10 protein-coding genes are annotated in these 13,774 nt (G+C 63.7%); 5 read left to right on the top strand and 5 right to left on the bottom strand.

The features are described 5' to 3' along the window. Positions 1 to 172 precede the first annotated feature (172 nt). Both hrpA and RR51_RS03010 read left to right on the top strand, forming a co-directional pair. Positions 173 to 4,078, top strand: a complete 3,906-nt coding sequence (gene hrpA / locus RR51_RS03005; RefSeq protein WP_039612582.1) for an ATP-dependent RNA helicase HrpA — start codon at positions 173 to 175, stop codon at positions 4,076 to 4,078. A gap of 238 nt (positions 4,079 to 4,316) precedes the next feature. Beyond that, complete coding sequence (locus tag RR51_RS03010; protein ID WP_039612583.1) at positions 4,317 to 5,438, top strand: beta-ketoacyl-ACP synthase III; 1,122 nt, start codon at positions 4,317 to 4,319, stop codon at positions 5,436 to 5,438. A gap of 199 nt (positions 5,439 to 5,637) precedes the next feature. On the opposite strand, the gene RR51_RS03015 is transcribed toward RR51_RS03010, so the two are convergent. Further along, a complete protein-coding gene (locus RR51_RS03015) occupies positions 5,638 to 6,882 on the bottom strand; it encodes a putative porin (RefSeq protein ID WP_039612584.1) in 1,245 nt (414 codons plus the stop codon). 262 nt (positions 6,883 to 7,144) lie between these two features. Between RR51_RS03015 and RR51_RS03020 the strand changes: the two genes are divergently transcribed. Continuing rightward, positions 7,145 to 8,272 (top strand): GNAT family N-acetyltransferase, encoded by a 1,128-nt coding sequence (locus RR51_RS03020; protein WP_039612714.1) that lies wholly within the window; start codon positions 7,145 to 7,147, stop codon positions 8,270 to 8,272. Positions 8,273 to 8,397: 125 nt separating this feature from the next. Here the strand turns inward: RR51_RS03020 and RR51_RS03025 are convergent, their stop codons facing one another. The 4 genes from RR51_RS03025 to RR51_RS03040 all read right to left on the bottom strand — a co-directional run bounded on the left by RR51_RS03025 (position 8,398) and on the right by RR51_RS03040 (position 12,594). After that, positions 8,398 to 10,230, bottom strand: a complete 1,833-nt coding sequence (locus RR51_RS03025; RefSeq protein WP_015271302.1) for an ABC transporter ATP-binding protein — start codon at positions 10,228 to 10,230, stop codon at positions 8,398 to 8,400. Between the two features lie 63 nt (positions 10,231 to 10,293). After that, positions 10,294 to 10,851: a peptidylprolyl isomerase gene (locus RR51_RS03030; RefSeq protein ID WP_039612585.1), complete on the bottom strand. Its 558-nt coding sequence runs from the start codon at positions 10,849 to 10,851 to the stop codon at positions 10,294 to 10,296. Continuing rightward, entirely contained in the window at positions 10,845 to 11,657 is an 813-nt protein-coding gene (locus RR51_RS03035; protein WP_013973707.1) for an alpha/beta fold hydrolase, read from the bottom strand. The genes RR51_RS03030 and RR51_RS03035 overlap by 7 nt, the downstream gene beginning before the upstream one ends. Before the next feature lie 13 nt (positions 11,658 to 11,670). Continuing rightward, positions 11,671 to 12,594, bottom strand: a complete 924-nt coding sequence (locus tag RR51_RS03040) for a LysR family transcriptional regulator (RefSeq protein WP_012273620.1) — start codon at positions 12,592 to 12,594, stop codon at positions 11,671 to 11,673. 48 nt (positions 12,595 to 12,642) lie between these two features. Between RR51_RS03040 and RR51_RS03045 the strand changes: the two genes are divergently transcribed. Beyond that, the gene (locus RR51_RS03045; RefSeq protein WP_012051530.1) at positions 12,643 to 12,957 is read left to right on the top strand and encodes a hypothetical protein; all 315 of its coding nucleotides are present in this window, start codon (positions 12,643 to 12,645) and stop codon (positions 12,955 to 12,957) included. 109 nt (positions 12,958 to 13,066) lie between these two features. Continuing rightward, positions 13,067 to 13,666: an FMN-dependent NADH-azoreductase gene (locus RR51_RS03050; RefSeq protein WP_039612586.1), complete on the top strand. Its 600-nt coding sequence runs from the start codon at positions 13,067 to 13,069 to the stop codon at positions 13,664 to 13,666. The last annotated feature ends 108 nt before the right edge of the window (positions 13,667 to 13,774 follow it).

Below are 13,774 nucleotides of genomic sequence, written 5' to 3' on the forward strand. Positions count from 1 at the left end.
CCGCTCCTACAGGATTGCATCAAGGCTGGGTGCTGTGCGGTCCCTGTAGGAGCGGGTCTACCCGCGAAGAGGCCGTCACAGGCAGCAGAGAACCGGCAAATCTGCGACAATCGCGCATCCTTCGAATGCCGATCATGAAAAAGCAGGCCCACCTGCATCACTAAAAAGCCCCATGACTGACCACGCCATCGACAAACTGCTGCAAAACCTCGACCACGCCATGATCGCCGACCGCCATCGCCTGCGCCGGCAATTGCACGAACTGCGCAAGCGCCCCGACGAGGCGAAGCTGGCGCAGTGGGTGGAAAAGGTCCAGGCGTCCTGCGCCCAGGTCACCGCGCGCCAGCAGAGCGTGCCGACCGTGCGCTACGACGACAGCCTGCCAATCGCTGCCAAGCGTGACGAAATCAAGAAGGCCCTGGCCGAGAACCAGGTGCTGGTTATCGCCGGCGAAACCGGCTCGGGCAAGACCACCCAGTTGCCGAAGATCTGTCTCGAACTGGGCCGTGGCAGCCATGGCCTGATCGCCCACACCCAGCCACGCCGGATCGCCGCCCGCAGCGTTGCCGCGCGGGTCGCCGAAGAGCTGGGCACGCCGCTGGGCGGGCTGGTCGGCTACCAGGTGCGTTTCGAAGACCAGAGCGACGCCAACACCCTGGTCAAGCTGATGACCGACGGCATTCTGCTGGCCGAAACCCAACACGACCGTTTCCTCGAGCGCTACGACACGATCATCGTCGACGAAGCCCACGAACGCAGCCTGAACATCGACTTCCTGCTCGGCTACCTGAAGACCCTGCTGCACCGCCGCCCGGACCTGAAGCTGATCATCACCTCGGCGACCATCGACCTGGAACGCTTCTCCAAACACTTCGACGGCGCGCCGATCATCGAGGTGTCCGGGCGTACCTTCCCGGTGGAAACCTGGTACCGCCCGCTGACCAGCGAGCAGGACGAGGAGGGCAACCAGATCGAGGACGACCTCACCGTCGACCAGGCCATCCTCGCCACGCTGGATGAGTTGGCGCACCACGAGCGGAGTGAGGGCAAGGGCCCCGGCGATGTGCTGATCTTCCTGCCGGGCGAGCGCGAGATCCGTGATGCCGCCGAGATCTTGCGCAAGGCGCAACTGCGCCACACCGAGATCCTGCCGTTGTACGCGCGCCTGTCGCCGGCCGAGCAGCAGCGCATCTTCCAGCCACACACCGGGCGCCGTGTGGTGCTGGCCACCAACGTTGCGGAAACCTCGCTGACCGTGCCGGGCATCCGCTACGTGATCGATACCGGTACCGCGCGCATCAGCCGCTACAGCTACCGCGCCAAGGTGCAGCGCCTGCCGATCGAGGCCGTGTCGCAGGCCAGTGCCAACCAGCGCAAGGGCCGCTGCGGCCGGGTCGAGCCGGGTATCTGCGTGCGCCTGTACAGCGAAGAGGATTTCAACAGCCGGCCGGCGTTCACCGACCCGGAGATCCTGCGCACCAACCTGGCGGCAGTGATCCTGCAGATGCTGCACCTGCGCCTGGGCGCAATCGACGCCTTCCCGTTCATCGAGCCGCCGGATGGCAAGGCCATCAGCGATGGTTTCAACCTGCTGCAGGAGCTGTCGGCGGTCAACCGCGAAAACCAGCTGACCCCGATCGGTCGCCAACTGGCGCGCCTGCCGATCGACCCGCGGCTGGGCCGCATGCTGCTCGAAGGCGCCCGCCTGGGCAGCCTGCAGGAAGTGCTGATCGTCACCAGTGCGCTGTCGGTGCAAGACCCGCGCGAACGCCCGCCGGAGCGCCAGCAGGCCGCCGACCAGGCGCACGCGCAATGGAAGGACGTGGATTCCGACTTCGCCGCGTTGGTCAACCTGTGGCGTGGCTTCGAGGAACAGCGCCAGGCGCTGACCGCCAACCCGCTGCGCAACTGGTGCCGCAAGAACTTCCTGAACTACCTGCGCCTGCGCGAATGGCGCGATGCCCATCGCCAGCTGGCGCTGATCTGCCGTGACCTGCAGTTGACGGTAAACAAGGACCCGTCCGACTACCCGAAAATGCACAAGGCCATTCTCAGTGGCCTGCTCAGCCAGATCGGCCAGAAGACTGAAGAGGGCGACTACCAGGGCGCCCGCCAGCGGCGCTTCTGGGTGCACCCGTCGTCGGGCCTGGGGCGCAAGCGCCCACAGTGGGTAATGGCTGCCGAGCTGGTCGAAACCACCAAGCTGTACGCCCGCATGGTGGCCAGGATCGAGCCGGACTGGATCGAGCCGTTGGCCGGCCACCTGGTCAAGAAGAACCACTTCGAACCGCATTGGGAGAAGAAGCGCGGGCAGGTGGTGGCCTACGAGCAGATCACTCTGTACGGCCTGATCCTGGTCGGCCGTCGGCCTGTGCATTTCGGCCCGATCGACCCGGTCACCTCCCGCGAGCTGTTCATCCGCGAAGGCCTGGTGGGTGGCGAAATCCAGTCGCGGGCCAAGTGCCTGGCGGCCAACAAGCGCCTGCTGGAAGAGCTCGACGAGCTGGAGGCCAAGGCCCGCCGCCGTGACATCCTGGCCGACGAAGAGACGCTGTATGCCTTCTACGAAGCGCGTCTGCCTGCGGAAATCCACCAGACGGCGACCTTCGACAGCTGGTACCGCATGGGCAGCCAGAAGGACGCCAACCTGCTGATCATGCGCGAGGAAGACGTGCTGGCCCGCGAGGCCAGCGAAGTCACCGCCGCGCAGTACCCCGACAGCCTGCAGGTGGGCGAGCTTCGCCTGCCGCTGAGTTACCACTTCGAGCCCGGGCACCCCCGCGATGGCGTGACCGTGCGGGTACCGGCGCCGCTGCTGCCGAGCTTGCCGGGCGAGCGCCTGGAATGGCTTGTGCCCGGCCTGCTGGAAGCCAAGTGCGTGGCGCTGGTGCGCAACCTGCCCAAGGCGCTGCGCAAGAACTTTGTGCCGGTGCCGGACTTCGTCAAGGCCTCGCTGGCGCGCATGACCTTCGGCCAGGGCGCATTGCCGCAGGCCCTGGGCCAGGAACTGCTGCGCATGACCGGCGCCCGTGTGCCCGACGAGGCATGGGACGAGTCGGTCAACCTGGTCGAAGGCCACCTGCGCATGAACATCGAAGTGGTCGATGGCCAGGGCAAGTTCCTGGGTGAAGGCCGCGACCTGGCCGAGCTGACCGCGCGCTTTGCTGCAGCCAGCCAGGCAGCGTTGGCCGTGCCGCGTGACGCCAAGAGCGAGCAGCCGGTACAGGCCAAGGCTTTCAGCGAGGTTAAGCAGACCGCGCAGCAGAAGATCGCCGGCCTGTCGATGACCGTGTACCCGGCACTGGTGGAAGAGGGCGGCACCGTGCGCGAAGGGCGTTTCTCGACCCAGGCCGAAGCCGAATTCCAGCACCGCCGCGCGTTGCAGCGTCTGTTGCTGCAGCAGCTGGCCGAGCCGGCCAAGTACCTGCGCGGCAAGCTGCCGGGGCTGACCGAGCTGGGCCTGCTGTACCGTGAAATGGGCCGGGTCGAGGCGCTGGTCGAGGATATTCTGCTGGCCAGCCTGGACAGCTGCATCCTTGAAGGCGAACAGCCGCTGCCACGCGATGGTGCGGCCCTGGCTGGCCTGGCCGAGCGCAAGCGCGGCAGCTGGGCCGAGCATGCCGAGCGCCTGGCACGGCAGACGTTGGAAGTGCTGAAGCTGTGGCATGGGCTGCAGAAGCGCTTCAAGGGCAAGATCGACCTGAGCCAGGCAGTGGCGCTTAACGACATCAAGCAACAGCTCGGCAACCTGGTGTACCCAGGCTTCGTGCGTGAAACCCCCGGGGCCTGGTTCAAGGAGCTGCCGCGTTACCTCAAGGCGGTGGAACTGCGCCTGGAGAAGCTGGGTTCGCAGGTGCAGAAGGACCGGGTGTGGAGCGGTGAGCTGGCCAACCTGTGGGCGCAGTACAAGTCACGTGCCGACAAGCATGCCCAGGAAGGCAAGCGTGATGAGCAACTGACGGTGTACCGCTGGTGGCTGGAGGAATATCGGGTTTCGCTGTTTGCCCAGCAGTTGGGGACAAAGGTGCCGATTTCCGACAAGCGATTGAGCAAGCAATGGAGCCAGGTGGAGGGCTAAACTTCCGCAGATGTGGCAATATTGATGCAATTTGGGGCCGCCTGGCGGCCCCTTCGCGGGTAAACCCGCTCCCACAGGTGCAGCAGTGTCCTCGGGAGCGGCGCAATCCCTGTGGGAGCGGGTTTACCCGCGAACGAGGGCGCAGCCCTCGCCCCTAAATTGGCACTAAAGTGCCATTAACCTGTCATGTTTCCCAGCCAGCGCCCCGTGGCGATGGCCTTTGACCAGAGGAACGACCGTGCATAACGTCGTGATCAGCGGCACCGGCCTGTACACCCCGGCCCAGAGCATTTCCAACGAAGAACTGGTGGCGTCCTTCAACACCTGGTCGCAGCAGTTCAACCAGGACAACGCCGCCGCCATCGAGCGCGGTGAAGTCGAGGCGGCGCCGCTGTCCGATGCGGCGTTCATCGAAAAGGCCTCGGGCATCAAGAGCCGCTTCGTCATGGACAAGGCCGGCATTCTCGACCCGCAGCGCATGAAACCGCGTCTGCCCGAGCGCTCCAACGACCAACCTTCGGTGCTCTGCGAAATGGCCGTGGCCGCTGCCCGCCAGGCCCTGGAGCGCGCCGGTCGCACGGCGGCCGATGTCGACGGGGTGATCGTCGCCTGCTCCAACCTGCAGCGCCCGTACCCGGCCATCGCCATCGAAGTGCAGCAGGCGCTGGGCATCCAGGGCTTTGCCTTCGACATGAACGTGGCCTGCTCGTCGGCCACTTTCGGCATCCAGACCGCCGCCAACAGCGTGGCCCTGGGCCAGGCGCGCGCGGTGCTGATGGTCAACCCGGAGGTGTGCACCGGCCACCTGAACTTCCGTGACCGCGACAGCCACTTCATCTTTGGTGATGCTGCCACTGCGGTGCTGCTCGAGCGTGCCGACAAGGCCACCTCGGCGCACCAGTTCGACATCGTCAGCAGCAAGCTGTGGACCGAGTTCTCCAACAACATCCGTAACAACTTCGGCTTCCTCAACCGCGCGGCGGAAGAGGGCGAGGGCGCGGCGGACAAGCTGTTCATCCAGGAAGGCCGCAAGGTGTTCCGCGAGGTGTGCCCGAAGGTGGCCGAGCTGATCGGTGAGCACCTGCAGGAAAACGGGCTGCAACCAAGCGATGTGAAACGCTTCTGGCTGCACCAGGCCAACCTCAGCATGAACCAGCTGATCGTCAAGAAGCTGCTGGGGCGCGAAGTGGCCGAGGAGGATGCACCGGTGATTCTCGACCGTTATGCCAACACCAGTTCGGCGGGGTCGGTGATTGCCTTCCACCTGTACCAGGACGACCTGGCCAAGGGCTCGCTGGGGGTGTTGAGCTCGTTTGGTGCGGGGTATTCGATTGGTAGCGTGATCCTGCGCAAGCGCTGATTTGTCTGGCGCCTGTACCGGCCTCTTCGCGGGCTTGCCCGCTCCCACAGGTACTGCACAGTTTTCAAGAGCTGTGGTGATTCTGTGGGAGCGGGCGAGCCCGCGAAGAGGCCGACGCAATTCTGCCAGGCAAAAAAAGCGGGAAACGCCGGATGGGGTCGGCATTTCCCGCTTCAGGTGAAGCAGTGCAGGGTTTTGCTTAGAACTTGGCTTCCAGGTCTACCTGCAGGGTATCTACATCGGCATCGCTGTTGGGCAACTGCGACAGGTCGGTCTTGGCCATCAGGTAGGCAGCGCCCAGGGAGAAGTTCTTGTCGATTTCATATCCGACCTTGAACTTGTGCCCGCGCGAACCGGTAAAGCCGTTGCCAAAGTCAGAGTCGGTGAACAGGCTGACCACGGCGTTACGCTGCACGTCGCGGTAGTTGTAGTCCAGGCTCCAGGCGCCGACCTTGGTTTTCAGGCCCGCCAACCAGGCCTGGTCTTCGCCATCGGTGCTCTCGGTGTTTTTCACATACTGACCGTAAGCAGAGAGCGGGATGGCAAAGCCGGTGAAGTCCATCTGGCCGAAGCCTTCCACGAGGTTGAACTCGTTGGTGGTGTTGCCGAACGACTGCAGGATGGTGGCTTCCTTGTCGTTGTCGTAGCCATAGATACTGGCACCTACGGTCAGCTTGAGCACATCGGCCGGGGCGAATTTGGCGCCCAACTGGCCGTGATAGACCTGTGCGTCATGCTTGTATTGCACGCCGTCGCCATCGACGTTGTCCTTGAGGGTGTACTGACCGGCGCTGGCGAACACTTCGGCCCCGCCCAGGTCGGTCTTGTAGGTGGCTGCCACGCCTTCCGGGTTGATGTCGCTGTCCCAGATGATGTCGCCCATGCTCACCCATGGCTGCGCCATCTTGCCGCCAATCAGGTGCAGGTTGGGAACTGCAGTCGGGTGCCAGTCGAGGTAGGCCTGGTCGACCCACAGCGACTTCTTGTCGAAGTAGTTGTCGAAGCTCTGGTTGGTCGAACGGCGGTCGGCACTGCTGCCGGTGGCGATACGGATGCCCGCGTCGACCTGCGGGTTGATTTCGCTGTAGAAGCCGACACGGGCACGCACGCGCTGGCGGTCCTGGTTGCCGCTGCTGCTGTTCGGGTCGTCGACGTTGACGTCTTCGTAACGCAGGCGCAAATCACCCTTGACCTGGGTCTTGGCGGCCCATGCCACTTTCTGTTCAAAGGAGCTCATCCGTTCGGACTGAGCTTTCTGAGCGGCCTTTTCCTTGGTTTCTTGAGCCAGGTCCGCCTGCAGTTCGTTGTACTGCGCCTGGTTGATCGAGCCATTGGCGCGGAGCATTTCGAGCAGCTTGGCGTCGACAGCTGCACTGGCCGGAGTACTCAGAGCCAGCATCATGCCGGTGAGGCTCACTCCGGTAAGTGTAGAAACAAGACGCATAAGGTTCTCCCTGTTGAATAAGATGGGGAGGCTCAAGCGCCCGCCCCTGTGTTGGCATGTCTTCGGAAAGGGCCTGAATAGACAGGTTCTGGGGTTCCGGAAAACAGGCGCAAGTATTGCGGGGGCGAATGACAGATTAATGTCGAATTGGTGGCACTGCGGTTAAGTAATTGAGAATAAAAGGATCTGTCCCGGCTATCGTGATTTGAGTGGCGGGCCTTCCTTGGGGATACTGGGTACCTTGAAACAGCGAGCCGAAACCGTGACCAGCCTGTACAGCCTTGCTCATTTGCGTGATCTTCCGGCGGCCACCTGGGATGCCCTGGTGCCCGCTGGCCAACCGTTCCTGCGCCATGCGTTTCTCAGCGCCATGGAGGACAGCGGCAGCGTCGCGCGCAACACCGGCTGGGCCGCCGAGCACCTGGTGCTGGAACGTGACGGGCGGGTACGGGCGCTGCTGCCGGCGTACCGCAAATGGCACTCGTTTGGTGAGTACGTGTTCGACCATGGCTGGGCCGATGCCTGTGAGCGGGCCGGCATTGCCTACTACCCCAAGCTGCTCGGTGCCGTGCCGTTCAGCCCGGTCAGCGGCCCGCGCCTGCTCGCCGCCGACCCAGCCGATGGCCTGCTGGTGCTGCAGGCGTTGCCGGAGTACCTGGCCAAGGGAGGGCTGTCTGGCGCGCACATCAATTTCACCGAGCCGGCGTTGGACGAACAACTGGCAGGCCAGCCTGGCTGGATGGAGCGCCTGGGCTGCCAGTTTCATTGGCGCAACCACGGCTATCGTGACTTTCAGGATTTTCTCGACAGCCTGAGTTCGCGCAAGCGCAAGCAGATGCGCAAGGAGCGTGAACAGGTTGCCGGGCATGGTATTGAATTCCGCTGGTACCGTGGGGGTGAACTGGATGAGGCGCAGTGGGATTTCGTCTACCGCTGCTACGCCAATACCTACGCGGTGCGCCGCCGTGCGCCCTACCTGACACGCGAGTTCTTCAGCCTGCTTGCCGAGCGCATGCCCGAAGCGTTGCGCGTGGTGATGGCGCGGCAGGGTGGCCGTGATGTGGCCATGGCCCTGAGCCTGGTGGGGGGCGACAGCCTGTTTGGCCGTTATTGGGGGTGCCTGGACGAGTTCGACCGGCTGCATTTCGAAACCTGTTTCTACCAGGGCATGGACTTTGCCATTGCCGAAGGGCTGCAGCGTTTCGATGCCGGGGCACAGGGGGAGCACAAGCTGATTCGAGGGTTCGAGCCGGTGCTGACGCGGTCGTGGCACTACCTGCTGCACCCGGGGCTGCGGCGGGCGGTAGAGGATTTTCTGGCGCAGGAGCGGGAAGGGGTGCTGGCGTATGCCGAGGAGGCCAGGGGGATGTTGCCCTATCGCCGGGACTGATCCATTCATATTGCCTGTGCCGGCCCTTTCGCGGGTGAACCCGCTCCCACAGGTACTGCACAGGCCGTGAAATTTGTGCGGTCCCTGTGGGAGCGGGTTCACCCGCGAAGAGGCCAGTACAGGAATCAGTCGACCCCGACAAACCCCCCGGTCTGGTGATGCCACAACCGGGCATACAAGCCTTGCTGCTCGAGCAGTTCACTGTGGCTGCCACTCTCGACAATCCGCCCCTTGTCCAGCACTACCAGCCGGTCCATCCGCGCGATGGTGGAAAGCCGGTGGGCAATCGCGATCACCGTCTTGCCCTGCATCAGCGTCTCCAGGCTTTCCTGGATCGCTGCCTCCACCTCCGAATCCAGCGCTGAAGTGGCCTCGTCCATGATCAGGATCGGTGCATTCTTCAATAATACCCGGGCAATCGCGATGCGCTGGCGCTGGCCACCCGACAGCTTGACCCCGCGCTCGCCCACATGGGCATCGAAACCGGTGCGACCCTGAGCGTCCGACAGCTGCGGGATGAACTCGTCGGCGCGGGCCCGGCGCACCGCTTCATGAAGCGCGGCCTCGCTGGCATCGGGGCGGCCATACAGCAGGTTGTCACGGATTGAGCGGTGCAGCAGCGAGGTGTCCTGGGTGATCATGCCGATCTGCGCGCGCAGGCTGGCCTGGCTCACTTCGGCAATGTCCTGGCCGTCGATGAGGATGCGCCCGCCCTGCACGTCATACAGCCTCAGCAGCAGGTTCACCAGGGTCGACTTGCCTGCCCCCGACGGGCCGATCAGGCCGATCTTCTCGCCCGGGCGTATGTCCAGGCTGAGCCCTTCGATCACGTTGGCGGCCTTGCCGTAATGGAAGTCCACATCATCGAAACGCACCGCACCGCGGCTGACCTTGAGCGCCGGTGCGTTGGGCCGGTCGGTGACGGTGACCGGCTGGGCGATGGTCTGCAGGCCGTCCTGGACCATGCCGATGTTCTCGAAGATGCCGTTGACCACCCACATGATCCAGCCCGACATGTTGACGATGCGAATCACCAGGCCGGTGGCCAGGGCGATGGCGCCGACGGTGATCAGCGACTGGCTCCACAGCCACAGCGCCAGGCCTGTGGTGGCGACCACCAGCAAGCCATTGAGGGTGGTGATGACCACGTCCATGCTGGTGACCACGCGTGCGGCCAGCTGGGTTTTCTCTGTCTGTTCGCGGATCGCTTCGCGCGCGTACTGCTGTTCGAAGTCGGTGTGGGCGAACAGCTTGAGGGTGGCGATGTTGGTGTAGCCGTCGACGATGCGGCCCATCAGCTTGGAGCGGGCGTCGGAGGAAATCACCGAACGCTCCTTCACCCGGGGGACGAAGTAGAACAGCGCGGCGATGTAGCCTGCGATCCATAGCAGCAGCGGCAGCATCAGGCGCCAGTCGGCCTCGGCGAACAGCACCAGCGAGGTGATGGCGTAGATCAGCACGTGCCATAGCGCATCCACCGCCTGCACCGCAGAGTCTCGCAGTGAGTTGCCGGTCTGCATGATGCGCTGGGCGATGCGCCCGGCGAAGTCGCTCTGGAAGAAGTTCAGGCTCTGCTTGAGTACATAGGTGTGGTTCTGCCAGCGGATCAGGCTGGTCATGCCGGGGTTGATGGTCTGGTGCACGAGCAGGTCGTGCAGGCCGAAGAACACCGGGCGCAGCAGCAGGATCACCACCAGCATCCAGATCAGTTCGCCGCTGTGTTCGCTGAAGAAACTGGCATTGGGCGTGCCCTGTGCCAGGTCGATGATGCGGCTGAGGTAGCTGAACATCGCCACCTCGATCAGCGAGGCGACCAGGCCCACCACCAGCAGGGCGACAAAACTCGGCCACACCTGGCGCAGGTAGTACAGGTAGAACGGCCAGACCTGGCCGGGTGGCGACTCGCTGGGCGCGTCGCGGAAGATATCGATCAACTGCTCGAAACGGCGGTACAGCATGGGTGACGACACTCCTGTTTCATCCGACCCTCAGGCGGTTTCACGTCCCTGTGAAGCCTGCGGTCAGTCGATGCGTTTGGCCGACTTGATGTAGACCGGATCGGTCGGTACATCGCGCATGCCTTTCTTGATGGTGGTTGGCGAATTGACGATCTGGTCGACCACTTCCATGCCCTTGGTCACCTTGCCGAATACGGCATAGCCACGGTCACGCCCAGGGTTGAGGAAGTCGTTGTCGGCCACGTTGATGAAGAACTGGCTGGTGGCCGAGTTCGGGTCCTGGGTACGGGCCATGGACAGCGTGCCACGGGTGTTCTGCAGGCCGTTGCCGGCTTCGTTGGTGATCGGGGCTCGGGTGTTCTTCTGCACCATCTGGTCGGTGAAACCGCCGCCCTGGACCATGAAGCCCGGGATTACCCGGTGGAAGATGGTGTTGTTGTAGAAGCCGCTGTCGACGTATTCCAGGAAGTTCTTGGTACTGATCGGTGCCTTCTCGGCATTCAGCTCGATTTCGACCTGGCCGAAGCTGGTTTCCAGCAGTACGTGCGGGGTCTTGTCGGAGGCCATGACGCTGGTGGCGAAGGCGACCGAGCAGGCGGTGAGCAGGAGTTTTTTCAGCATGGGCTCAAAGATCCTTGAGAGGTGGAAGCGGCTGCAAGGAACTGCAGCAGGGTCTGGTTGAAGACCTCGGGTTGGTCGAGGGGTGTAGCGTGCCGGGAATCGTCGATGACCACCAGCCTGGCGTGGGGCATCAGGGCGACGTAGCGTTCTTTCAGTTGTATCGGGGTGTAATCCTGGTCGGCTGCGATCACCAGGGTAGGACAGTGAACCTGGCCGATGCGTTCCTGCACGCCCCAGTCGACGATGGCGTCGAAACTCTTGAGGTAGGCGCGCTTGTCGTTGCGTGCCCAGCGCTGGGCCATCTTGTGCCGCAGTTCGGCCTGCTGCGGTTTGGGAAACAGCCGCTCGGCCAGGCCCTTGCCGACGGTTTCGACACTGAGCAGGCGCGCCAGGCCCCAGCGCTTGAGCCACCATACCCAGTCACTGCGAGTGCGGCGCTTGACCTCGGGGGCGCTGTTGACGATGCACAGGCTGCGCAGCCACTGCGGGTGGTCGACAGCGAACTGGAAGGCGACCATGCCACCCATGGACAGGCCGACGATGTGCACGGGGCCGGTGTGCAGGTGTTCGAGCAGGGCCAGCAGGTCGGCACTGAAGGTGGCAATCTGGTAACCGTCGCGTGGCTTGTCGGAGCGGCCGTGGCCGCGGATGTCCATGAGGATTACCCGGTAGTGGCGGCTGAGCACCGGCACCTGCAGCTCCCAGTCCTGGCAGCTGGAGCCCAGGCCATGCAGCAATACCAGGGGTTCGCCCTGGCCGTATTCCTCGTAATGCAGTGTGCATCCTTCGTGTTCGAAATAGGCCATGGGCGCGGTCCTCTCAGGCTTGCGGGGGGGCTGCGAAGGGCACGTCCAGTGGCGCGGTGTCGAAATTGCGCAGCAGGTCGATGAGGATCTGCGTAGCCGGGCCCAAGGTCTTCTCTTTGCTCGAATAAAGGTAGAACAGTGGGTGGCGGCTGCCACCCTGATCCAGCGGCAACGGCTTGAGCACGCCTTCGCGCAGCTCGCGCTCGATCATGTGGCGGGGCAGCCAGGCAAAGCCCAGGCCGCTGCTGACGAAGGTAGCGGCGGTGCCCAGGCTGCCGACGGTCCAGCGTTGCTCGGCACCCAGCCAGCCGACATCGCGCGGCTGGGCGCGGCCGGAGTCGCGGATTACCACCTGCAACTGGCTCTCCAGGTCCTGGAAGGTCAGTTCGCGGCCCAGGCGGTGCAGGCTGTGTTCGGGGTGGGCGACGGCGACGAACTCCACCGCGCTCAGTTCGGCGCCCAGGTAGCCGCCGATGCTGTAGCTGCTGATAGCCAGGTCGGCGATGCCTTCGTGCATCACTTCCTCGACGCCAGACAGCACTTCTTCACGCAGGCGCACCCGGCAGCCACGGCTCTGCGGCATGAACGCGGCCAGGGCGCGGACCAGGCGGGCACTGGGGTAGGCGGCATCGACCACCAGGCGTACCTCGGCCTCCCAGCCCTGTTCCATGTGGTGGGCAAGGTCTTCGAGCTGGCTGGCCTGCTTGACCAGGTGGCGCGAACGGCGCAGCAGGACATTGCCGGCCTCGGTGAGCACCGCCTTGCGGCCGTCGATGCGCAGCAGCGGCACGCCCAGTTGCTCCTGCATGCGGGCCACGGTGTAGCTGACCGATGACTGCGAGCGGTGCAGTGCCTCGGCGGCCTGGGCAAACCCACCGTGATCGACCACTGCCTGCAGGGTTCGCCACTGGTCAAGGGTTACGCGCGGCGCTTTCATCTTTCGCTCCTGTTGTCCTAAGCTGCGCTCTTTCAAGGAGAGCGGCCAATGAAGAAATGTTGTGCGGCAATACTGATGTGCCTGCCCCTCGGGGCCATGGCTTATCCCATCGACGTTGAGAAGGAACTGACCGGGGTAAAGCTCGATTACACCGCCTATGACACGGCCTACGACATTGGCGCCATCACCCTCAACAACTACGGGCAGGTACCGGCCGCGTGCAAGGTGACCTTCCGCAATGGCCCCGAGGCACCAAGGGTGCGCCGGGTGAACGTACCGGCCGGTAAAAGCGTCGATGTCACTGCCAAGTTCAACCGGCAGATCATCAAACTACGGATCGCCTTGAACTGCAGTGCAGAATAAACTGATAAATCGATAGATTGAACCCATTTTTTACGCTTTTTTATCGATAGGTCAACCCGTAATCTCACCTCCATCGAATCGCAACCCTTTTGCCGATGGAGGCACCCCAATGTCCCGCGTACTGATCATCGAAAGCAGCGCCCGCCAGCAGGATTCCGTTTCCCGTCAGCTGACCCGTGATTTCATCCAGCAGTGGCAGGCCGCCCACCCGGCCGATCAGATCAGTGTGCGCGACCTGGCCGTGAACCCGGTGCCGCACCTGGACGCCAACCTGCTGGGTGGCTGGATGAAGCCTGAAGAACAGCGCAGCGCTGCCGAACTGGAAGCGCTGGCCCGATCCAACCAACTGACTGATGAATTGCTTGCTGCCGATGTGCTGGTGATGGCTGCGCCGATGTACAACTTCACCATCCCCAGCACCCTCAAGGCCTGGCTGGACCACGTGCTGCGTGCCGGCATCACCTTCAAGTACACCCCCACCGGCCCGCAGGGCTTGCTGACCGGCAAGCGCGCCATCGTCCTGACGGCCCGTGGCGGCATCCACGCCGGTGCCACCAGCGACCACCAGGAACCGTACCTGCGCCAGGTAATGGCCTTCATCGGCATTCACGATGTCGACTTCATCCATGCCGAAGGCCTGAACATGAGCGGCGAGTTCCACGAGAAGGGCGTCAACCAGGCCAAGGCCAAGCTGGCGGCGGTGGCCTGAAGCTTAGCGAATTCCCAACCCTGACACCTGTTGTTGCTCCTTTGGGTGTACCTGCCCGGCCCGCATGGCCGGGCTTTTTTATGCCTGTGAATTTTGTGTGGGCCTGTG

The sequence above is a fragment of the Pseudomonas sp. C5pp genome (assembly GCF_000814065.1).
GTDB lineage: Bacteria > Pseudomonadota > Gammaproteobacteria > Pseudomonadales > Pseudomonadaceae > Aquipseudomonas > Aquipseudomonas asiatica.

Bases quoted from the DNA above. Each gene is read 5' to 3' on its own strand.
- RR51_RS03045 (WP_012051530.1), top strand. From the start codon at position 12,643: ATGAAGAAATGTTGTGCGGCAATACTGATGTGCCTGCCCCTCGGGGCC.
- hrpA (WP_039612582.1), top strand. From the start codon at position 173: ATGACTGACCACGCCATCGACAAACTGCTGCAAAACCTCGACCACGCC.
- RR51_RS03050 (WP_039612586.1), top strand. From the start codon at position 13,067: ATGTCCCGCGTACTGATCATCGAAAGCAGCGCCCGCCAGCAGGATTCC.
- RR51_RS03025 (WP_015271302.1), bottom strand. From the start codon at position 10,230: ATGCTGTACCGCCGTTTCGAGCAGTTGATCGATATCTTCCGCGACGCG.
- RR51_RS03030 (WP_039612585.1), bottom strand. From the start codon at position 10,851: ATGCTGAAAAAACTCCTGCTCACCGCCTGCTCGGTCGCCTTCGCCACC.
- RR51_RS03035 (WP_013973707.1), bottom strand. From the start codon at position 11,657: ATGGCCTATTTCGAACACGAAGGATGCACACTGCATTACGAGGAATAC.
- RR51_RS03015 (WP_039612584.1), bottom strand. From the start codon at position 6,882: ATGCGTCTTGTTTCTACACTTACCGGAGTGAGCCTCACCGGCATGATG.
- RR51_RS03040 (WP_012273620.1), bottom strand. From the start codon at position 12,594: ATGAAAGCGCCGCGCGTAACCCTTGACCAGTGGCGAACCCTGCAGGCA.